The 19120-nt window shown below is 59.7% G+C and carries 17 protein-coding genes; 11 read left to right on the forward strand and 6 right to left on the reverse strand.

The window, feature by feature from the left end; all coding sequences use genetic code 11:
* Nucleotides 1-185 precede the first annotated feature (185 nt).
* Entirely contained in the window at nt 186-2573 is a 2388-nt protein-coding gene (locus RGM3321_RS04330; RefSeq protein ID WP_244391744.1) for a penicillin acylase family protein, read from the reverse strand.
* 270 nt (nt 2574-2843) lie between these two features.
* On the opposite strand from RGM3321_RS04330, the gene RGM3321_RS04335 reads away from it, so the two are divergent.
* The gene (locus RGM3321_RS04335; protein ID WP_244391745.1) at nt 2844-3785 is read left to right on the forward strand and encodes an alpha/beta hydrolase; all 942 of its coding nucleotides are present in this window, start codon (nt 2844-2846) and stop codon (nt 3783-3785) included.
* Here the strand turns inward: RGM3321_RS04335 and RGM3321_RS04340 are convergent.
* Together RGM3321_RS04340 and RGM3321_RS04345 are read right to left on the reverse strand one after the other, a co-directional pair.
* On the reverse strand, nt 3782-3973 hold the full coding sequence (locus tag RGM3321_RS04340; protein WP_054096875.1) for a hypothetical protein: 192 nt from the start codon (nt 3971-3973) through the stop codon (nt 3782-3784). The genes RGM3321_RS04335 and RGM3321_RS04340 overlap by 4 nt on opposite strands.
* A 50-nt stretch (nt 3974-4023) precedes the next feature.
* Nucleotides 4024-4782 carry a DUF2059 domain-containing protein gene (locus tag RGM3321_RS04345; RefSeq protein WP_244391746.1) on the reverse strand — a complete coding sequence of 253 codons (759 nt, stop codon included), beginning with the start codon at nt 4780-4782 and terminating at the stop codon, nt 4024-4026.
* Nucleotides 4783-4923: 141 nt separating this feature from the next.
* Here RGM3321_RS04345 and RGM3321_RS04350 point away from each other — a divergent pair, with 141 nt between their 5' ends.
* A complete protein-coding gene (locus tag RGM3321_RS04350; RefSeq protein WP_244391747.1) occupies nt 4924-5559 on the forward strand; it encodes a 2OG-Fe(II) oxygenase in 636 nt (211 codons plus the stop codon).
* A 136-nt stretch (nt 5560-5695) separates the two neighbouring features.
* Nucleotides 5696-6133, forward strand: a complete 438-nt coding sequence (locus RGM3321_RS04355) for a DUF4399 domain-containing protein (RefSeq protein ID WP_244391748.1) — start codon at nt 5696-5698, stop codon at nt 6131-6133.
* A gap of 228 nt (nt 6134-6361) precedes the next feature.
* Here RGM3321_RS04355 and serA read toward each other — a convergent pair whose 3' ends face one another.
* Nucleotides 6362-7591 (reverse strand): phosphoglycerate dehydrogenase, encoded by a 1230-nt coding sequence (gene serA, locus RGM3321_RS04360; RefSeq protein ID WP_002555754.1) that lies wholly within the window; start codon nt 7589-7591, stop codon nt 6362-6364.
* Between the two features lie 161 nt (nt 7592-7752).
* Here serA and RGM3321_RS04365 point away from each other — a divergent pair, with 161 nt between their 5' ends.
* The 4 genes from RGM3321_RS04365 (at nt 7753) to RGM3321_RS04380 (ending at nt 12024) form a co-directional block, all read left to right on the forward strand.
* Nucleotides 7753-9147 carry an FAD-binding oxidoreductase gene (locus RGM3321_RS04365; protein WP_244391749.1) on the forward strand — a complete coding sequence of 465 codons (1395 nt, stop codon included), beginning with the start codon at nt 7753-7755 and terminating at the stop codon, nt 9145-9147.
* Nucleotides 9148-9227: 80 nt separating this feature from the next.
* Nucleotides 9228-9893, forward strand: a complete 666-nt coding sequence (locus RGM3321_RS04370) for a fumarylacetoacetate hydrolase family protein (protein ID WP_244391750.1) — start codon at nt 9228-9230, stop codon at nt 9891-9893.
* 182 nt (nt 9894-10075) lie between these two features.
* Complete coding sequence (locus tag RGM3321_RS04375; protein WP_244391751.1) at nt 10076-11008, forward strand: SdiA-regulated domain-containing protein; 933 nt, start codon at nt 10076-10078, stop codon at nt 11006-11008.
* Nucleotides 11009-11118: 110 nt separating this feature from the next.
* Nucleotides 11119-12024 carry an SdiA-regulated domain-containing protein gene (locus RGM3321_RS04380; RefSeq protein WP_244391752.1) on the forward strand — a complete coding sequence of 302 codons (906 nt, stop codon included), beginning with the start codon at nt 11119-11121 and terminating at the stop codon, nt 12022-12024.
* 45 nt (nt 12025-12069) lie between these two features.
* Here the strand turns inward: RGM3321_RS04380 and rpiA are convergent, their stop codons facing one another.
* Nucleotides 12070-12741, reverse strand: coding sequence for a ribose-5-phosphate isomerase RpiA (rpiA, locus tag RGM3321_RS04385; RefSeq protein ID WP_244391753.1), 672 nt, complete (start codon nt 12739-12741; stop codon nt 12070-12072).
* Nucleotides 12742-12905: 164 nt separating this feature from the next.
* On the opposite strand from rpiA, the gene ilvA reads away from it, so the two are divergent.
* Together ilvA and RGM3321_RS04395 are read left to right on the forward strand one after the other, a co-directional pair.
* Nucleotides 12906-14420, forward strand: a complete 1515-nt coding sequence (ilvA, locus tag RGM3321_RS04390; RefSeq protein ID WP_244391754.1) for a threonine ammonia-lyase, biosynthetic — start codon at nt 12906-12908, stop codon at nt 14418-14420.
* Between the two features lie 275 nt (nt 14421-14695).
* Nucleotides 14696-15124: a DUF2269 family protein gene (locus RGM3321_RS04395; protein ID WP_244391755.1), complete on the forward strand. Its 429-nt coding sequence runs from the start codon at nt 14696-14698 to the stop codon at nt 15122-15124.
* Nucleotides 15125-15137: 13 nt separating this feature from the next.
* Here RGM3321_RS04395 and RGM3321_RS04400 read toward each other — a convergent pair whose 3' ends face one another.
* Nucleotides 15138-15794 carry an HAD family hydrolase gene (locus tag RGM3321_RS04400; protein WP_244391756.1) on the reverse strand — a complete coding sequence of 219 codons (657 nt, stop codon included), beginning with the start codon at nt 15792-15794 and terminating at the stop codon, nt 15138-15140.
* Between the two features lie 142 nt (nt 15795-15936).
* Here RGM3321_RS04400 and RGM3321_RS04405 point away from each other — a divergent pair, with 142 nt between their 5' ends.
* Both RGM3321_RS04405 and ptsP read left to right on the forward strand, forming a co-directional pair.
* The gene (locus RGM3321_RS04405) at nt 15937-16416 is read left to right on the forward strand and encodes an RNA pyrophosphohydrolase (RefSeq protein ID WP_002555745.1); all 480 of its coding nucleotides are present in this window, start codon (nt 15937-15939) and stop codon (nt 16414-16416) included.
* Between the two features lie 21 nt (nt 16417-16437).
* The gene (ptsP, locus tag RGM3321_RS04410) at nt 16438-18717 is read left to right on the forward strand and encodes a phosphoenolpyruvate--protein phosphotransferase (RefSeq protein ID WP_002555744.1); all 2280 of its coding nucleotides are present in this window, start codon (nt 16438-16440) and stop codon (nt 18715-18717) included.
* Nucleotides 18718-19120: the final 403 nt, after the last annotated feature.

Here is a 19120-nt window from a genome sequence, read left to right on the forward strand (position 1 = left end):
TACGCAAGTCCGCTCCTGATGCTGCCCGCAGGGCGTAGGAGCGAACTTGTTCGCGAACTGCCGGGGACCGGCAGCAAAACCAGCGACCCCGGTTGTGCCTGATGTACCGTACGTGAAGGTTTCACTGTCGGTTCCCGACAGTTCGCGAGCAAGCCTCATTTCCTGGTTCGGCACAGAGAGTGTCGCTACGCCCCCGGCACCAGCCGCAAAACCCCTTCCGTATGCTCTGCCACGTCCTTCTCGCTGAAGCGCTGTGGCAGGTACTCGCCACTCACAAACGCCTTGGCCTGATCCGAATAATGCTTGTCGAACGGCACGCCGCTTTGTCCCACCGGATTTATCCCCAGGCTGTGCGCCGGGTCGGCGAAGTCGATCAGGCGGCGGGTCGAGGGGCCGTAGCCGACGGGCCATGGGGCAGGGCGGATGCTGGATGACAGGTTGTTCGGCACTTCATGAGTGCCCGGCGCTGCATACGGGCCAACGTTGAAGATCATGTCCAGCGGCTTTTGCGACCCCATCGGGTGGCCCTGAGTAAGGGTGTGCGCCTTGCCCCACACCCATTCATCCGGGTTGGTGCCGTACAGCGACCGCAAGTGCGACACGCTGGCTCGCCAGGCTACCTTGACGGTATTGGCGCGGCTTTCTTCATGGGGTGAATTGCGATTGTTCCACCACGGCGAATCGGCGTCGGCGGCCAGACGCGGCAGTGCGGCGTCCAGTACGCGGGTCGACAGCAGGGTTTCAAACATCGCGTCGCCCAGTTCGTCGTGGAAGGTCTCTTCGGTCAGGTCGAACAGGAACTGATTGAACAGCGTGGCGCCTACCGAATCGACAGGGTAATCGCCTTTCCAACTGGCCAGTCGCTCCACGAGTGCCAGTTCGTCCGGGTCGCTGACAACGCTGCGCAGTACCGGAATCAATGGCCTGAGAATGCTCGGTGCATAGTCGGTCTGCGTGCCCAGTTGCAGCGCCTTGCTGGTGGCCAGGTCCCACTTGATGGTGGCGTCACTCAGTTGCCGGTTAAGCTCCTGGCCACGCTCGGCCGGGTTGTAATAGCCGGGAATCTGCATGCCGGTCGGCGACAGCGGCTGGAAGTTGGCGGACACGATGTAACCACGCGCCGGGTTTTCTTCGTGCGGGTTGGCGCTGAACGGGTAAAAGCCCGATTTGTCCGCCTGCGCGGTGCTGCCGTCGAGGATGAAGCTCGGGTTGACGCCTTGCGGACGAATCGGCAGTTGCGCCGCAGCCCACCAGCCGATGTCACCTTTGGCATTGGCCCAGACAATGTTGAGGCCCGGTGACTGGATCTTCTCGGCGGCGCTGCGCATCTTCTCCAGCGTGTCTGCGCGGTTGGCTTCGTAGAAACCATCCAGTACCGGGTTGGCAGACACCAGAAATGACCACCACATGGCAATCGGCGTCTGCCCGGCATTCTTGCCCATCACGGTGTTGACGATAGGGCCGTGCGGCGACTCCAGCAGGGTCAACGGGACTGGCGATTGGCCTTTGACTGCTATCTGCTGCTCGGTGCGGGTCATGTCCACCCATTGCCCGTGATACCAGACCTGATTGGGGTTATCAGGATTGGTCTTCTCGGCGATCAGGTCCACGTCATCGTTCTGGAACATGGTCAGGCTCCAGCCGAAATCCATGTTGTGGCCCAGAAACGCGAACGGATTGAGCCCCGGGAAGTGCCCATAAAGCTCAAAGCCCGGCGCAGAAAGCTGTGCTTCGTACCACACCGAAGGCACCGAGAAGCGGATGTGCGGGTCGCCCGCCAGTATCGGTTTGCCGCTTTGCGTGCGGCTGCCGGAAATCACCCAAGCGTTGCTGCCCTCGAACTGCGGCAGACCTGCGCCTTCCAGCGCCTTGTGGCTCAACTGGGCCAATTGCGCCAGGCCTTTCCAGTCGGCGCTGGCCAATGCCGGTTTAGAACCGAGCATGCCGTCCGGATGCCAGTCCAGATCAAACACTTTCAAATATTGCGGGCCCAGTTGATCGCGCACATACGTCAGCAATGGTTCGGTTCTGAACGCTGCCGCAAAGCTGTACGCCAGATAGCCGCCGATGCTGACGGTGTCTTCGGTAGTGAAGCGCCGCTTGGGAATACCCAGCGCGTCGAACTCCATCGGTCGTGCGTGGGTGTCCTGATACTGATTGACGCCGTCGATGTAGGCTTCCAGCGCTTTCCAGGTCGGGGTGTTCTTGTCCTGGCGTGCGACATACGCGTCGGCATGCTCGCGAATGCGCAGCGTGCGAAACAGTTTGTCGGTCTCGACCAGGTTCGGCCCGAGTATTTCCGCCAGTTCGCCACGCGCCAGACGCCGCAGCATTTCCATCTGGAACAACCGGTCCTGAGCATGGGCATAACCCAGCGCTCGATACAGATCTGCTTCGTTCTCTGCCCGGATGTGCGGCACGCCACGCTCGTCGTAGCGCAGGGTGACGGGGGCCTGAAGACGGCTCATGGCGATCTCGCCATCACGTACCGGCAGTTTGCTATTTACGTACCAGCCCGCGCCACCCGCAAGCAGGGCGATGATGATGGCTAGAATGAAGAGGCTGCGTTTCATCCGGTTTCTCTGTAAATGGCGTAGGCAGGAATGGAGACTATCGTTGTGACGCAGTTGACTCGATGAAACCCGACACACGAGCCGGTTTGAAACGGCTTCAGGGCGAATTCGGGCGGGTGAATTCGCGAGCATCGCCCAGTGTGCAGACAACAATGTGCACGTTCGATGACAGATGTCTGCGATTACAGCCGCTTAGCTTGCCATGCCGGAGCATACAGAAGAATATCGTTACACAATTTTACTTACCGCTTGCCGGAATCTGGAAGCCACATGTCCGCCACGTTTGACCCCGATAAACTGCGCGCCAGCCTGCTGCCGCTGAATATCATCGACCCGCTTTCCATGGACGGACTGGCCTATCAACGCTTCTACGGTCTTGCCGGACTGTGTGGCGAAAACGTCATACGCAGCTGGCTGGGGCGCCTCGATGTCGCGGGCTACGAGGTTGTCGGGCAGGTGTGGATGCCTGACAGCCCGGTCGCCACGCTGTTTCTGTTTCACGGTTTTTACGACCACATGGGGCTATACCGGCATGTCATCGAGTGGGCGCTGGAGCAGGGGTTCGCCGTGATCGCCTGCGACTTGCCGGGCCATGGCCTGTCTAGCGGCAGTCGGGCCTGTATCAATGACTTCGCCGAGTATCAACTCGTGCTGCAACGCCTGCTGCTTGAAGCCGAAGGCCTTGGGCTTCCGCATCCCTGGCACCTGTGCGGACAAAGCATGGGTGGGGCCATCGTGACCGATCACCTGCTTCATCAGGGGCATGACACGCCTGCGCAAGGTGAGGTGATCCTGCTGGCACCGCTGGTCAGGCCAAGGGCCTGGGGATGGTCGCGGTTGAGTTATCACCTGCTCAAACCGTTCGTAAACGGCATTGCCCGGCGTTTCACCGAAAACTCCAATGCGCCTGCGTTCCTGCCTTTTCTCCTGGCGGACCCTTTACAGCCGCGTCGCCTGCCCACTGCCTGGGTCGGCGCGTTGTCGCAATGGATCGTGCGTATTGAGCGCGCGCCGCGCAGCCTGCGCAGCCCGTTGATCATTCAAGGTGACGCAGACATGACGGTCGACTGGTCTCACAACCTCACGGTTCTGAAAGGCAAGTTCAGCCAGCCGCAAATCCTGATGCTGGGGCACGCTCGGCATCATCTGGCCAACGAATCGCCGGAGCTGCGAGCTCGGTACTTTGATTTCCTCAAAGGGCGATTTCGTTAGACTTTTTCAGCCTTGCCGGCCTGCAGCGCCTTTACCTGTCTGCGCAGGCGAGAGTTTTCGACGGCCAGTACGACGAGCATCAGCGCCCCAAACACGGCAAAGGCGTCCTGCCCCAGAGAACTCCAGAACAGCCAGGCGAAAAAGGCCATTACGATACCGGTGGCGAGCAAAGCCAATGAGTCTTTCATACGATGGTGTCCATTCCTTTGACCTCAGGCGCTTGAGGGCCTGACGGTTTTTACTGTCCGGGATTCAGGCTCGACGCACTTTGCCCAACCGCCAGTCCGGCGCGGATCGCAGCCAGTGCGGCCTGATAATAGGCTTTGCCTTCCGGTGACTCGGCGAAGGTCGAGAACTCTTCAAGTTCAGGGTCGGACAGGTCACGGTAGACGTACAGCAGCGTGTTGTTCAGGTCGGCGCTGATCTGCGCCATCAAGCGTTCGCGCTGGCCTTCGAGCATGCCTTGCGCCTGACCGCCGCCCAACAGGCCGGGAATCATCTGGCTCAGGCTGTCGGCGGCAACGCCTGCGATGGCCAGGCTGACTTCCGCACCGGCCTGTCTGGCTGGCAGCGCCTGGGCCAGGTGGCCAATCAGCAGCTGACGCGTGGCATCCGCTTCTATATGTGGCAGCCCTTGCGCGTGCTTGGCCAACTGGTCGGCGCGGGTGGCGGTCAGCTCGGCGTTGACGATCTTGCGGCCCAGCGGTGACTGAAAGAATTGCAGCGACGGTGTGGGGTCCTTGAGGCTTTCACGCAGGCGCCTGGACGCGCGCTGGTCCATGGCCTGTGGGGAAAAACGCTGATTGCTGTTATTGACCAGCGCTTGATAAACCGCAGGCGGCAGGTTGTTGCTGTAGCGCTGTTGGGCAGCCTTGAGAGCATCGTTGAAATGCGCGCGCTGTTCCGGCCAGCCTGCGGCCTTGTACAACTGATCGTAGCTGTCTGCCCAGGCAGGGGAGGTGCAGAACATCAACAGCAAAACAAACAAACGACGCATTGGGGACTCCTGTCGGCAGGCCGCTATTCTCCGGGTGTTAGCGTGGATTTGTCGAGTTATGAGTGCCGCCAGCGAGTGAAATCTCCCGCGTGTGATACCGCATGTATACGCCTCTGTCGGATTTCATGGCTTATCGATACTATGCACGCCATGCGCATACCCTCTGACCACCCACTGCTGTTGCGAATCGTCGACGACCTGGCCGCCAACGGCTGGTCGCAGCAGAATATTTTTCTGCCCGAAGCTCTGACTCTTGAACTTGAGCAAGAGTGCCGAAAACGTGCTGCCGAAGGTGAGCTCGAGCCTGCCGCTATTGGCAAGGGTGCAGCGCAGGAAATACGCGAAGGCATTCGTGGTGACCGCATTCAGTGGCTTGAAGCGGGGCAGGTGCAGTGTTGCGACAGCTATCTGGAATTGATGGACAGCTTGCGTCAGGCGCTCAATCGCGGCCTTTTTCTGGGGCTGGAGGATTACGAAAGCCATTTTGCGCTGTATCCACCGGGTGCCCGCTACCTCAGGCATGTGGATCGCTTTCGTGATGATGACAAGCGCATGGTGTCGGCGGTGCTCTACCTCAACAATGCCTGGCTGCCTGAGCATGGCGGCCAGTTGCGCATGTACCTCAAGGACGATGTAGCTTACGACGTCCAGCCTACAGGCGGCTGCCTGGTGGTTTTTCTGTCCGGTGATATTCCCCACGAAGTCATGCCTGCCAGCCGTGATCGACTGTCACTGACAGGCTGGTTCAGGCGCCGCGGCAATGAGTTGTTCCAGTGAACTGTAGCCCGTTCATGAAAACTGTTTCATCAATGCAGTGAGCCATTGAGCCCGGCTGCGGTCTATCGTGAGCACTCCTGAACCGACGGATTTGTTGAGTGAGGGTCGACTTACGTCAACTGCAATCGGAGCAATCATGAAATCCTTATTTTCTGGAACGATGGTCGCGGGCCTGTTGCTCAGCGCATCCATGCTGGTCAGCGCCGCCGATATGCCACGCGCTGCATCCCCTGAAGGCGCCGAGGTGTACATCATCTCGCTCAAGGACGGTGAAACCGTGACATCACCGTTCAAGGTGCAATTCGGTCTCAAAGGCATGGGCGTCGCACCTGCGGGTGTGGATGTTCCCGAGACCGGTCACCATCACCTGCTGATCGACGTGAACGACCAGCCAGCGATGAATGCGCCGCTGCCGGTCAGTGACAACATCCGCCACTTCGGCATGGGCCAGACCGAAACCGAAATCAACCTGCCGCCTGGTCAGCACACATTGCAATTGCTGATGGGCGACAAAGGCCACATGCCGCTGAACCCTTCGGTCGAGTCGAAGAAGATCACGATCAATGTGAAGTAGGGCTGTCAGTGCTTGTGTGACGCAGAGCGTCACGAATGGCATTGCCACGCTGTAGCTTGAGGAGCGATAGGTCTTCGGAAGACACTTATCGTGCCCATGCCTGGAAGAACACTTATCGTGCCCATGCTCCGCGTGGGCATGCAGTTCTGGACGCTCTGCGTCCTATCTTGAGGGGGCTTGTAACGGAATGCGCGCCCATGCAGAGCATGGGCACGCTGATCACGGCGATCAGAACAGAACGCGGCTGCGGATGGTGCCTTTGATCTGTTGCAGCTTGGCCTGGGCAAGGTCCGAGTATTCGGCGTCGACGTCGATGACCACGTAACCGACTTTCTCGTTGGTCTGCAGGAACTGACCGGAGATGTTGATGCCGTTTTCGGCGAAGACCTTGTTGATCTCGCTGAGCACGCCCGGGATGTTTTCGTGGATGTGCAGCAGGCGATGCTTGCCAGGGTGAGCAGGCAAGGCCACTTCCGGGAAGTTGACCGAGGACACCGACGTACCGTTGTCGCTGTACTTGACCAGCTTTTCCGCGACTTCCAGACCGATGTTAGCCTGCGCTTCGGCAGTGGAACCGCCGATGTGCGGGGTCAGGATCACGTTGTCCAGGCCACGCAGCGGACTTTCGAAGATGTCGTCGTTCGAGCGTGGCTCGACCGGGAACACGTCGATTGCAGCGCCGATCAGGTGTTTGTCCTTGATCGCGTCGGCCAGGGCGTCCAGCTCAACCACTGTGCCGCGAGCCGCGTTGATCAGGATGCTGCCCTTTTTCATCGCGCGAATTTCTTTTTCGCCGATCATCCACTGGGTTTCCGAGGTTTCCGGCACGTGCAGGGTAACGATATCGGACATGCCCAGCAGCTCGTTCAGGCTGGACACCTGAGTCGCGTTGCCCAGTGGCAGCTTGGTCAGCGTGTCGTAGAAGTACACCTGCATGCCCAGGCCTTCGGCCAGCACCGACAGTTGCGTACCGATCGAGCCATAGCCAATGATGCCGAGCTTCTTGCCACGGATTTCGAAAGAGTTGGCCGCGCTTTTGATCCAGCCGCCACGGTGGCAGGAAGCGTTCTTCTCGGGGATACCGCGCAGCAGCAGGATCGCTTCGGCCAGCACCAGTTCCGCGACCGAGCGGGTGTTGGAGTAGGGCGCATTGAACACTGCAATACCACGCTCACGCGCTGCATTGAGGTCAACCTGGTTGGTGCCGATGCAGAAGCAGCCGACGGCAACCAGTTTCTTGGCGCAATCGAACAGCTCTTCAGTCAACTGAGTGCGGGAGCGGATACCGATGAAGTGTGCGTCGGCGATCTTTTCTTTCAGTTCGGCTTCCGGCAGAGACTTGGTGTGGTACTCGATGCTGGTGTAGCCGGCCGCCTTGAGGACGTCGACAGCGGACTGATGGACGCCTTCGAGAAGAAGGAACTTGATCTTGCTCTTGTCGAGGGAAGTCTTGCTCATCTGCGTAAACCTGTGTCCCGAAGAAAATTGGCAGGGGGTGCCCGGTTCGGCTCTGGGCACGACTCACGGGGGGCGTATGCTAGCATATGAGCCCCGCGAAACCTCATCCCGTAACGTGAACCGTTCTCAGGATGCCCATGAATTGTTCGAGAGTTGAGTCCATGACTGATCGTGCTTTGATTGATGAGCTGCAGACCCTGGTTGACACCGGCAAGGTGCTGACCGATGCCGATTCTCTGCAGACTTACGGCAAGGACTGGACCAAACAATTCACCCCCGCGCCACTGGCTATCGTGTTCCCCAAGACCACTGAACAGGTGCAGGCGATCGTGCGCTGGGCCAACCAGCGGCGTGTGGCGCTGGTGCCGTCTGGCGGGCGCACCGGGCTTTCTGCGGCAGCAGTGGCAGCCAACGGTGAAGTGGTCGTTTCGTTCGACTACATGAATCAGGTGCTGGAGCTGAATCTGACCGACCGTACGGCAGTCTGTCAGCCTGGTGTGATCACTCGCCAGTTGCAGGCGCTGGCTGAAGAAAGCGGCCTTTATTACCCGGTCGACTTTGCCTCTTCGGGCTCCAGCCAGATCGGCGGCAATATCGGCACCAATGCTGGCGGGATAAAGGTCATTCGCTACGGCATGACCCGCAACTGGGTCGCGGGCCTGAAAGTGGTCACCGGCAAGGGCGATCTGCTGGAGCTGAACAAGGACCTGATCAAGAACGCCACCGGCTACGACCTGCGACAACTGTTCATCGGTGCCGAGGGCACGCTGGGTTTTGTTGTCGAAGCCACCATGCGCCTTGATCGTGCGCCGAAGAACCTCACCGCGATGGTGCTGGGCACCTCTGACTTCAACTCGATCATGCCGGTGCTGCATGCCTTTCACGGCAAGCTCGACCTGACGGCGTTCGAGTTCTTCTCCGACAAATCCTTCGCCCGCGTCATGGCGCGCGGTGACGTACCGTCGCCCTTCGACACGCCATGCCCGTTCTATGTGCTGCTGGAGTTTGAGGCGACCACCGAAGACCTTGCCGATCAGGCGCTGACGACCTTCGAGCATTGCGTGGAGCAGGGCTGGGTGCTGGACGGGGTCATGAGCCAGAGCGAACAGCAGTTGCGCAACCTGTGGAAGCTGCGCGAATACATCTCCGAAACCATCTCGCACTTCACCCCGTACAAGAACGACATCTCGGTCACTGTCTCGAAAGTGCCGGAATTTCTGGCTGAAATCGATGCCATCGTCGCCAAATACTATCCGGACTTCGAAGTGCTGTGGTACGGCCACATCGGCGACGGCAACCTGCACTTGAACATCCTCAAGCCCGAAAGCCTCGACAAGGACGAGTTCTTCGTCAAATGTGCGAAGGTCAACAAATGGGTATTTGAGACCGTAGAAAAGTACAACGGCTCGATTTCCGCCGAGCACGGGGTCGGGATGACCAAGCGCGACTATTTGACGTACAGTCGCTCGCCGGTCGAAATCGAATACATGAAGGCGTTGAAAGCGGTGTTCGACCCCAATGGCATCATGAATCCGGGGAAAATATTCGCCGTTTGAGCTGCCACAACCATTTGATCCGTCGCAACAACAAGGTCGCAACAATAAGCAGGCTACCTCTTACAGCCTCAGGAGACGTCATGAGCTACCAGCACAAATATGTCGATGGCACCAACATTCACTTCCCGCTGGGTAAAGTGGTCTGCATCGGGCGTAACTACGCCGAGCACGCCAAGGAACTGGGCAACGCGGTGCCTACCGAGCCGCTGCTGTTCATGAAGCCCGGCAGCGCGGTGGTTGCGCTGGAGGGTGGCTTCACCATCCCTGCAGACCGCGGTTCGGTGCATTACGAAGCCGAGATCGTGGTGTTGATCGGCAAGCCCCTGAGCAAGAACCCTTCGCGCGAAGAAGTACTCGACGCGATCAGCGGCTTTGCGCCTGGTCTGGACCTGACGTTGCGTGATGTCCAGTCGCGTCTGCGTGAGAAAGGCCTGCCGTGGGAGCTGGCCAAGTGTTTCGACGGCGCTGCGGTGATCCCGCCGTTCGTGCCCGCCGAGACCTTCCCTGATCTTGAGGACATCGGTATCCGCCTGACCCTCAATGGCAAGGTGGTTCAGGACGGCAACAGCAACATGATGCTCAACCCGATCGTGCCGATGATCCAGCACATGGCAGCCAACTTCTCGTTGCAGGCCGGTGACCTGATCATGACCGGCACGCCTGCTGGCGTGGGGCCATTTGAGGCCGGTGACGAAATCGTCCTGGAGCTGGTTGGGCAGGCGCCGTTCAGCAGCGTCGTTCGCTAACTGCGCAGCCGCTTGATGCAGTACCCAAAGCCACGCGAGGTCATTCTCGGGTGGCTTTTGTTTATCCGGTGGTTGATAGTTCGGTCGATTTTGCGTTTTTTTCACACCTGCTCTGGATAATCCCGCCGACCCTCGCGGGCACCCATGTCGTCATGAAGTCTCATCTGCTCAGGAATACTTGAATGGCCCTTCCTGCCTCAACGCCCCCTCGCGCAAAAAAACGCTTCGCCTTCATACGCACCCCGCGTTGGTATTCGTGGCTGCTGCTGGCTGTCGTGCTGGGCTATGGCCTGTCTCACATCATGCATTGGGATGATCGCGGGCTGCTTTGGCTCAAGGAACGGTTCGAGAGCAACGAAGAGCGCAGCGCAAGTATCTGGCTGCCTGGCTATCATGTAGATATCGATGCCAAGGCGCTGCCGGGCATGGAAAAGGACGAGGCTTCTGATCTGTCCTACAGCCCGGCCACCAAAACGCTGTTTGCGGTCATGGGCAAGAATGCATTTCTGGTGGAGTTGACGCTCACGGGCGATGTACTGCGCAAGATCCCGCTGGTGGGCTGGAGCAATCCGGAAGGCGTTGCCGTCATGAACGATGGCCTGATTGCGATCACCGATGAGCGCCAGCACAAGTTGACCATCGTTAAAGTGAATGCAGACACCACCATCCTGAACATCGCGGATTTCCCCCAGTACGAACTCGGCAAGTCCGCCAACCAGAACAAGGGCTTCGAAGGCATCGCCTGGGATCCGCAGCGTCAGCAGCTGATACTGGGCGAGGAGCGACCTCCCGCGCTGTACACCTGGAAAAGTAATGGCAGCGACGTGCTGGCAGGCGACAAGCAGCCGCTATCGAGTCGCTCGCTGGACATGCGCAATCTGTCCTCGCTGAGCATCGACCCGCGCACGGGCCACATGCTCGCGCTGTCTGCCGATTCGCACATGTTGCTGGAAGTCGACGAACAGGGCGAGCAGGTCAGCTTCATGACATTGTTGGGCGGCATGAATGGTTTGAAGGATACAATTCCGCGCGCAGAAGGCGTGGCCCTCGATGAGGCCGGTACGCTGTACATGGTCAGCGAACCGAACCTGTTCTATTCGTTTCGCAAGCACTGAGCCAGGACGGCAGCCACATAGCTGATAATCAAATAGCACTGCGCCATTAAGTTTGCTTTCAGAATGGCGTGGTATCAATGCCGCCCGCTCAACCTGTCCGAGTCACCTCAATGCGCCGCTCTACCCGCTCTTTACTCCTGCTTCTGGCCCTTGTTCCGTTGGCGGTGCTGTTCATGATCGCCAATGAGCGATACCGCTACGTGGAACGCGTGCTGTTCGACTGGCAAGTTTTCTGGCAGTCCGACTCGCTCCATTCCATCGGGCTCGATCAGTATCGTGTCGTGACGGAAGAAAAGGTGATCGAGGGGCTTGAGGATGATGTTTCCGGCCTCAGCTACGACCCGGACCGCAAGAGCCTGTTCACGGTGACCAACCAGAACCCTGAATTGGTCGAACTGAGCCTGGATGGCAAGGTGTTGCGGCGCATTCCGCTGGTTGGTTTCGGTGATGCCGAGGCTGTCGAATACATCAGCCCCGGCGTTTACGTCATCAGCGACGAGCGTCAACTGCGGTTGATTCAGATTCATGTGGATGACAGCACAAAAAGCCTGAACGCCGCCGATGCCGAGCAACTGACACTGGGGATAAGTACCAGCGGTAATAAAGGCTATGAAGGGCTGGCTTATGACTCGGTCGGCAAGCGCCTGTTTGTCGCCAGGGAGCGTGACCCGGTGCAGATCATTGAGGTGCGTGGCTTTCCAAAGACCGATCTTCAGGCCCCCGGCAACCTGCAGGTCATTGCCAACAGCAAGCGCGATGGCCGACTTTCGGTTCGTGATCTTTCCAGCCTGCAATTCGATGAGATCAGCGGCCACCTGCTGGCCTTGTCCGATGAGTCGAAGCGGATTCTCGAACTCGACACCAGTGGTCACCCGATTGGCAGCAGCTCACTGGCAAAAGGGGCGATGGGCCTGAGCAAGGGCGTGCCGCAGGCTGAAGGGATGGCCATGGACGCAGAGGGAACGCTGTATCTGGTGAGCGAGCCGAACCTGTTTTACGTGTTCCGCAAGCCTTGAGCCTGTGAGGCGCATGCCCACCTTGCGTGGGCATGACCGGTTTTATCAGCGCTTCAGGGGCTTCACGCCTTCAGCAGTGCCGAGCAGCAGCAGATCAGCCGGGCGAGCGGCGAACAGGCCATTGGTGACCACGCCGACAATGGCGTTGATGTTCGCTTCCAGCTCCACCGGGTTGGTGATGCTCATGTTGTGCACGTCGATGATGATATTGCCGTTGTCGGTCAGAACGCCCTCGCGATAGACCGGGTCGCCGCCCAGCTTGACCAGTTGGCGGGCTACGTGGCTGCGTGCCATCGGGATAACCTCTACCGGCAGCGGAAATGCGCCCAGCACCGGCACCAGCTTGCTGCCATCGGCGATGCAGATAAAGGTCTTGGCCACTGCTGCGACGATTTTCTCGCGTGTCAGCGCCGCGCCGCCGCCCTTGATCAGGTTCAGATGCTCGTCGCTTTCATCGGCACCATCGACATAGAACTCCAGGTCGCTGACCGTGTTCAGCTCATACACCGGAATACCGTGGCCCTTGAGGCGCGCGGCGGTAGCTTCCGAGCTGGCGACCGCGCCATCGAATGCCGCCTTGTGTTTAGCCAGTGCATCGATGAAGCAATTGGCCGTGGAGCCGGTGCCGACGCCTACAATGCTTTTGTCATCGAGCTTCGGAAGGATGAAGTCGACAGCTGCCTGGGCGACTGCCTGTTTGAGTTGATCCTGGGTCATGCGGGCTCCACGGTGCCTGATGTAGGTAATAAAGAGGGGGTATGTAAAAAAGGCCCGCATTATAGCGGCGACTGCGCTGCAAAGCCCTGTCATTCGTATGGTCGTCTTTCGGCACGCAGGGTAGACTTCCCGACCTTGCCCGCTTCGTCAGTGATGCCGCCCCGATGCTCGAACACTACGTCAAGAAAATCCTCACCTCCCGCGTGTACGACGTGGCTGTCGAAACCCCGCTGCACGGCGCTCGTCAGCTGTCCGAGCGGCTGGGAAACCGGGTATTGCTCAAGCGCGAAGACCTGCAGCCGGTGTTCTCCTTCAAGATTCGCGGCGCGTACAACAAGCTGGCGCAATTGACCGCAGAAGAGGCCGCACGCGGCGTGGTCACGGCCTCGGCGGGCAATCACGCACAAGGCCTGGCACTGGCGGCACGCGAACTGGGCATTCTGGCGACCATCGTCATGCCGCGCACCACGCCGGAAATCAAGGTTGAAGGCGTGCGCTCGCGGGGCGCCACAGTGGTGCTGCACGGCGATTCATTCCCGGAAGCGCTGGCCTACTCGCTGAAACTGGTCGACGAGCAGGGTTTGGTCTACATCCATCCTTATGACGACCCTGACACGATTGCCGGGCAAGGCACCGTGGCGATGGAGATTCTTCGTCAGCAGCCAGGGCAGCTGGACGCGATCTTCGTACCGGTCGGTGGTGGCGGGCTGATCGCGGGTATCGCGGCGTACGTCAAATACCTGCGGCCGGAGATCAAGGTCATCGGTGTTGAACCGGACGACTCCAACTGCCTGCAAGCGGCGATGGCGGCGGGCGAGCGTGTGGTATTGAGCCAGGTCGGGCTGTTTGCCGATGGTGTGGCAGTGGCGCAGATCGGCCATCACACGTTTGAAGTGTGCCGTCATTATGTCGATGAAGTGATCACCGTCAGCACCGACGAAATATGTGCGGCAATCAAGGACATCTACGACGACACCCGCTCGATCACCGAGCCCGCAGGCGCACTGGGTGTTGCCGGGATCAAGAAGTATGTCGAGCAGCGCGGCGTCAGCGGCCAGACGCTGGTGGCCATCGACTCCGGGGCCAACGTCAACTTCGACCGCTTGCGTCACGTTGCCGAGCGCGCCGAGCTGGGCGAAGGCCGCGAAGCGATCATCGCCGTGACCATTCCCGAGCAGCCGGGCAGCTTCAAGGCCTTCTGCGAGGCCATCGGCAAGCGCCAGATCACCGAATTCAACTACCGCTACCACACCGATCGCGAGGCGCACATCTTCGTCGGCGTGCAGACCCACCCCGAGAACGACCCGCGCAGCGCCCTGATCGCCAGCCTGACCGGGCAAGGCTTCCCGGTGCTCGACCTGACCGACAACGAGCTGGCCAAACTGCACATCCGTCACATGGTCGGTGGGCATGCCGAGCGCGTCGACGATGAAGTGGTGCTGCGTTTCGAATTCCCTGAGCGACCGGGCGCGCTGTTCAACTTCCTCAACCGCCTGGGCGGCCGCTGGACCATCTCGATGTTCCATTACCGCAACCACGGCGCAGCAGACGGCCGTGTGGTCGCTGGTCTGGTAGTGCCGGAGGAAGAGCGGCACCTGGTGGGCGCAGCGCTGGACGAGATCGGTTACCCGTATTGGGACGAGAGCGAAAACCCGGCGTACCGCTTGTTTCTGGGCTGACGTTGGGCGCAGAGCAGGCTTTTGCCCGCAGGGCGTGGGAGCGGACCGGGCGACGCTTCGCTTGTTCGCGAAGACGGTGTTTCAGGCGACGCACCTTCGGCGGATGTACCGGCCCTTTCGCGAACAAGTTCGCTCCCACGGCCTTCGGCCAGAATCAAAGGCGGATTTGCGTATAACGCTGAGCGCGGAGCATGCCCACGCTAGCTCTTAAGGCGCGGCCCTTGTGTCCACGCTGCTAAACTCACCCAAGCCCGATTCCAGAGGAACGCCGCGTCATGGAACCCATCACCACCCTCAATACCTTGCACATCGTCGCCATCGCGTTGTTGCTGATCAGCGCGCTGGTGTTGGCCAGCGGGGTGGTCAAGGTGCGTCTTGAAGGCGACACGACCGTGCAGAATCGCCTGCTCAAGCGGCCTTTACTGTTTTTCTGGGTGCTTATGGCCGTGTGTCTGGCGACACTGCCATTCAGTGGCTGGTGGCTGGTGCATCTGAAAGGGTTGTCACTGGGCCAGACCTGGGTGCTGGGCAGCAGCCTGCTTTACACCCTGGGGCTGTGCAGTTGGGGCTGGCTGGTGGCCAGGCTCAACCGGTTGCGCCTCGGTGCCAAGGGCGGCAAGCGAGGTTTTACCCTGGCGCTGACTGTGATCAGCGTCGTGTGCTTTGTGGCGATGGCCGGTCTGATGGGCTTCAAACCGGCCTGAGCAGTGCCGACGTTCAGTTACGCAGAGTGATAACCGGCCAGCCGCGCTGTTCGGCTTCTGCGCGCAGTCTGGCGTCCGGATCGACCGCAACCGGGTTGGCCACTTGCTCCAGCAGCGGCAGGTCGTTCATAGAGTCACTGTAGAAATAGCTGTCCTCAAGGCTGAACGCGTTGTCCTGTAGCCACTGATTGAGGCGTGTCACCTTGCCTTCACGGAAGCAGGGCACACCTGTGGTGCGGCCGGTATAGCGTCCGTCAGCCATCTCGCATTCGGTTGCCAGCAACGTATCGATCCCCAGTCGCGCCACGATAGGTGCCGTCACAAAGCGGTTGGTGGCGGTAATCACCACCAGCTTGTCGCCGGCCTCGCGGTGTTTGGCGATCAATTCCAGCGCCTTGGGCAGCATGATCGGTTCGATGCAGTCGCGCATGAACTCGCGATGCCACTGCTCGAGCTGCGCCATATCAGTGTTGCCCAGAATCTCCAGGGTAAAATTCAGGTAGTCGGTCATGTTCAGCGTGCCGGCCAGGTAATCCTGATAGAACTCATCGTTGCGGGTCTTGTAGGTTGCGGCATCGAGGATCCCGCGTTGGCACAGATAATCGCCCCAGGCATGGTCGCTGTCGCCGCCCAGAAGCGTGTTGTCGAGGTCGAATAAAGCCAGACGCATAGGGTTACTCGCTGAAATAGTTGAAAAAAGAGTCCCAGAATACGAGGTTTTCACAAGTCTTCACATAAGGTGATAAGCCTCGTTGCTGGTTTGATCGCCTTTGTGGAACAATGCGGCGACATGCGTTTGCGAGGTTGTTGCCGTGATCGACCCCGATGGTTTCCGTCCTAATGTCGGGATTATTCTGACAAACGATGCTGGTCAGGTCCTATGGGCTCGGCGTATTAACCAGGATGCCTGGCAGTTTCCTCAGGGTGGAATCAACCCGCAGGAGACGCCGGAAGACGCGCTTTATCGTGAATTGAATGAAGAAGTCGGGCTGGAACGACATGATGTGCAAATACTTGCCTGCACTCGGGGCTGGTTGCGCTATCGTCTGCCGCAACGCTTGGTCCGTACGCACAGCCAGCCGCTGTGCATCGGCCAGAAGCAAAAATGGTTTCTCCTGCGCCTGATCTCCAATGAGCAGCGGGTGCGGATGGATTTGACCGGTAAACCGGAGTTCGATGGCTGGCGCTGGGTCAGTTATTGGTACCCGTTAGGCCAGGTGGTGACATTCAAGCGCGAGGTGTATCGACGCGCACTCAAAGAGCTTGCCCCGCGCCTGTTATCGCGCGACTGACACGGAGTTCGACCCCGAGCCATGCTCAATACGCTGCGCAAGATCGTCCAGGAAGTTAACTCCGCCAAGGATCTCAAGGCGGCGTTGGGCATTATTGTGTTACGCGTCAAGGAGGCCATGGGCAGCCAGGTCTGCTCGGTCTACCTGCTCGATGCCGAGGTCAACCGCTTTGTGCTGATGGCCTCCGAAGGCCTCAACAAGCGCTCCATCGGCAAAGTCAGCATGGCGCCGAATGAAGGCCTTGTCGGTCTGGTCGGCACGCGTGAAGAACCGCTGAACCTCGAAAACGCCGCAGATCACCCTCGTTATCGCTATTTTGCCGAGACCGGTGAAGAGCGTTACGCCTCGTTCCTGGGCGCGCCGATCATCCACCACCGTCGCGTGGTGGGGGTTTTGGTGATCCAGCAAAAGGAGCGTCGCCAGTTCGACGAGGGCGAAGAAGCCTTCCTGGTGACCATGAGCGCGCAGCTGGCGGGCGTTATTGCCCATGCCGAAGCCACCGGCTCGATTCGCGGTCTGGGTCGCCAGGGCAAGGGCATTCAGGAAGCCAAGTTCGTCGGTGTGGCCGGTTCGCCGGGTGCCGCCGTGGGTGTGGCAGTGGTCATGCTGCCGCCTGCCGATCTGGAGGTGGTGCCGGACAAGACCGTCACTGATATCGCCGCCGAGCTGGCGTTGTTCCAGAACGCTCTGGAAGGCGTGCGCAATGACATGCGCACCCTGTCAGCCAAGCTCGCCACCCAGCTACGTCCCGAAGAGCGCGCGCTGTTCGATGTTTACCTGATGATGCTCGATGATGCCTCGCTGGGCAGCGAAGTGACCGATGTCATCAAGACCGGCCAGTGGGCGCAGGGTGCCTTGCGCTCGGTGGTCAGCGAGCACGTCAAACGCTTCGAACTGATGGACGATGCCTACCTGCGCGAGCGGGCCTCGGACGTCAAGGACCTGGGCCGTCGCCTGCTGGCTTACCTTCAGGAAGCGCGGCAGCAGGCACTGGTCTACCCCGACAACACGATTCTGGTCAGTGAAGAATTGACCCCGGCCATGCTGGGCGAGGTGCCGGAAGGCAAGCTGGTCGGCCTGGTTTCGGTTCAGGGTTCCGGCAACTCCCACGTTGCGATCCTGGCGCGGGCCATGGGCATTCCCACGGTCATGGGGCTGGTGGACTTCCCTTACTCCAAGGTCGACGGCATCGATCTGGTGGTCGACGGTTATCATGGCGAAGTTTTCACCAACCCCAGCGAAATCATGCGCAAGCAGTTCGGCAAGGTGGTCGAGGAGGAGCGCCAGCTCTCCCAAGGCCTGGATGCCCTGCGCGAACTGCCATGCGTGACCCTGGACGGCCATCGCATGCCGTTGTGGGTCAATACCGGCCTGCTGGCCGATGTCGCTCGTGCCCAGCAGCGCGGTGCCGAAGGGGTGGGCCTGTACCGTACCGAAGTGCCATTCATGATCAACCAGCGTTTCCCGAGTGAAAAGGAACAGCTGGCGATTTATCGTGAGCAACTGGCCGCCTTCCATCCGCTGCCGGTGACCATGCGCAGCCTGGACATCGGCGGCGACAAGTCGCTGTCCTACTTCCCGATCAAGGAAGACAACCCGTTTCTCGGCTGGCGCGGTATTCGCGTCACCCTCGATCACCCGGAAATCTTCCTGGTCCAGACCCGCGCCATGCTCAAGGCCAGTGAGGGCCTGAACAACCTGCGCATTCTGTTGCCGATGATCTCCAGTACCCACGAAGTGGAAGAAGCGCTGCACCTGATCCACCGGGCGTGGGGCGAGGTGCGCGACGAAGGCACCGATGTGCCGATGCCGCCTGTTGGCGTGATGATCGAGGTGCCTGCGGCGGTCTACCAGACCCGCGATCTGGCGCGTCAGGTGGACTTCCTCTCGGTAGGCTCCAACGACCTGACCCAATACCTGCTGGCGGTCGACCGCAACAACCCGCGTGTGGCCGATCTTTATGATTACCTGCACCCAGCCGTGCTTCAGGCCCTGCAAAGCGTGGTGCGTGATGCACATGCCGAGGGCAAGCCGGTCAGCATCTGCGGCGAAATGGCCGGCGACCCGGCAGCAGCTGTGCTACTGATGGCGATGGGCTTTGACAGCTTGTCGATGAACGCCACCAACCTGCCGAAAGTGAAGTGGATGCTGCGTCAGATCAATCTCAGCAAGGCCAAGGAGCTGCTTGCGCAGTTGATGACCAACGACAACCCGCAAGTCATCAGCAGCTCCCTGCAACTGGCGCTGAAAAACCTCGGCCTGTCGCGGATGATCAACCCGAGCTCGGTCAAAGGGCACTAAAGCGCTACTAATGCTTTCGTGAGCAAGCTCACTTTCACAGGGGTACACATCGCCCCTGTAGGAGCGAACTTGTTCGCGAAGAGGTCGGCATGATCGCCGAAAATGCCTCGTCTGAAACACCGTCGTCGCGAACAAGCCAAGCGCCGCCCGGTGCGCTCCTGCGCCCTCTCATTCCCACAGGGAGTACACATTGCCCTCGTAGGAGCGACTTGTTCGTGAAGAGGCCGGCATGATCGCCGAAAATGCTTCGTCTGAAACACCGTCGTCGCGAACAAGTGTAGTGGTCAACTTTTTCCGGACACCTCAATCGGTGATCGTCAGGCCGCTTGCCGCTCATACTGATTGGGCGGCACGTAGCCCAGTGTCGAGTGCAATCGCCCCTCGTTATAGAACCGCACGATGT

Source organism: Pseudomonas sp. RGM 3321, assembly GCF_022836805.1.
In the GTDB taxonomy this organism is placed as follows: domain Bacteria; phylum Pseudomonadota; class Gammaproteobacteria; order Pseudomonadales; family Pseudomonadaceae; genus Aquipseudomonas.

Bases quoted from the DNA above. Each gene is read 5' to 3' on its own strand.
- ilvA (WP_244391754.1), top strand. From the start codon at position 12,906: ATGCTCGAACACTACGTCAAGAAAATCCTCACCTCCCGCGTGTACGAC.
- RGM3321_RS04400 (WP_244391756.1), bottom strand. From the start codon at position 15,794: ATGCGTCTGGCTTTATTCGACCTCGACAACACGCTTCTGGGCGGCGAC.
- RGM3321_RS04335 (WP_244391745.1), top strand. From the start codon at position 2,844: ATGTCCGCCACGTTTGACCCCGATAAACTGCGCGCCAGCCTGCTGCCG.
- RGM3321_RS04355 (WP_244391748.1), top strand. From the start codon at position 5,696: ATGAAATCCTTATTTTCTGGAACGATGGTCGCGGGCCTGTTGCTCAGC.
- serA (WP_002555754.1), bottom strand. From the start codon at position 7,591: ATGAGCAAGACTTCCCTCGACAAGAGCAAGATCAAGTTCCTTCTTCTC.
- ptsP (WP_002555744.1), top strand. From the start codon at position 16,438: ATGCTCAATACGCTGCGCAAGATCGTCCAGGAAGTTAACTCCGCCAAG.
- RGM3321_RS04345 (WP_244391746.1), bottom strand. From the start codon at position 4,782: ATGCGTCGTTTGTTTGTTTTGCTGTTGATGTTCTGCACCTCCCCTGCC.
- RGM3321_RS04375 (WP_244391751.1), top strand. From the start codon at position 10,076: ATGGCCCTTCCTGCCTCAACGCCCCCTCGCGCAAAAAAACGCTTCGCC.
- RGM3321_RS04395 (WP_244391755.1), top strand. From the start codon at position 14,696: ATGGAACCCATCACCACCCTCAATACCTTGCACATCGTCGCCATCGCG.
- RGM3321_RS04370 (WP_244391750.1), top strand. From the start codon at position 9,228: ATGAGCTACCAGCACAAATATGTCGATGGCACCAACATTCACTTCCCG.
- rpiA (WP_244391753.1), bottom strand. From the start codon at position 12,741: ATGACCCAGGATCAACTCAAACAGGCAGTCGCCCAGGCAGCTGTCGAC.
- RGM3321_RS04365 (WP_244391749.1), top strand. From the start codon at position 7,753: ATGACTGATCGTGCTTTGATTGATGAGCTGCAGACCCTGGTTGACACC.
- RGM3321_RS04350 (WP_244391747.1), top strand. From the start codon at position 4,924: ATGCACGCCATGCGCATACCCTCTGACCACCCACTGCTGTTGCGAATC.
- RGM3321_RS04340 (WP_054096875.1), bottom strand. From the start codon at position 3,973: ATGAAAGACTCATTGGCTTTGCTCGCCACCGGTATCGTAATGGCCTTT.
- RGM3321_RS04380 (WP_244391752.1), top strand. From the start codon at position 11,119: ATGCGCCGCTCTACCCGCTCTTTACTCCTGCTTCTGGCCCTTGTTCCG.
- RGM3321_RS04330 (WP_244391744.1), bottom strand. From the start codon at position 2,573: ATGAAACGCAGCCTCTTCATTCTAGCCATCATCATCGCCCTGCTTGCG.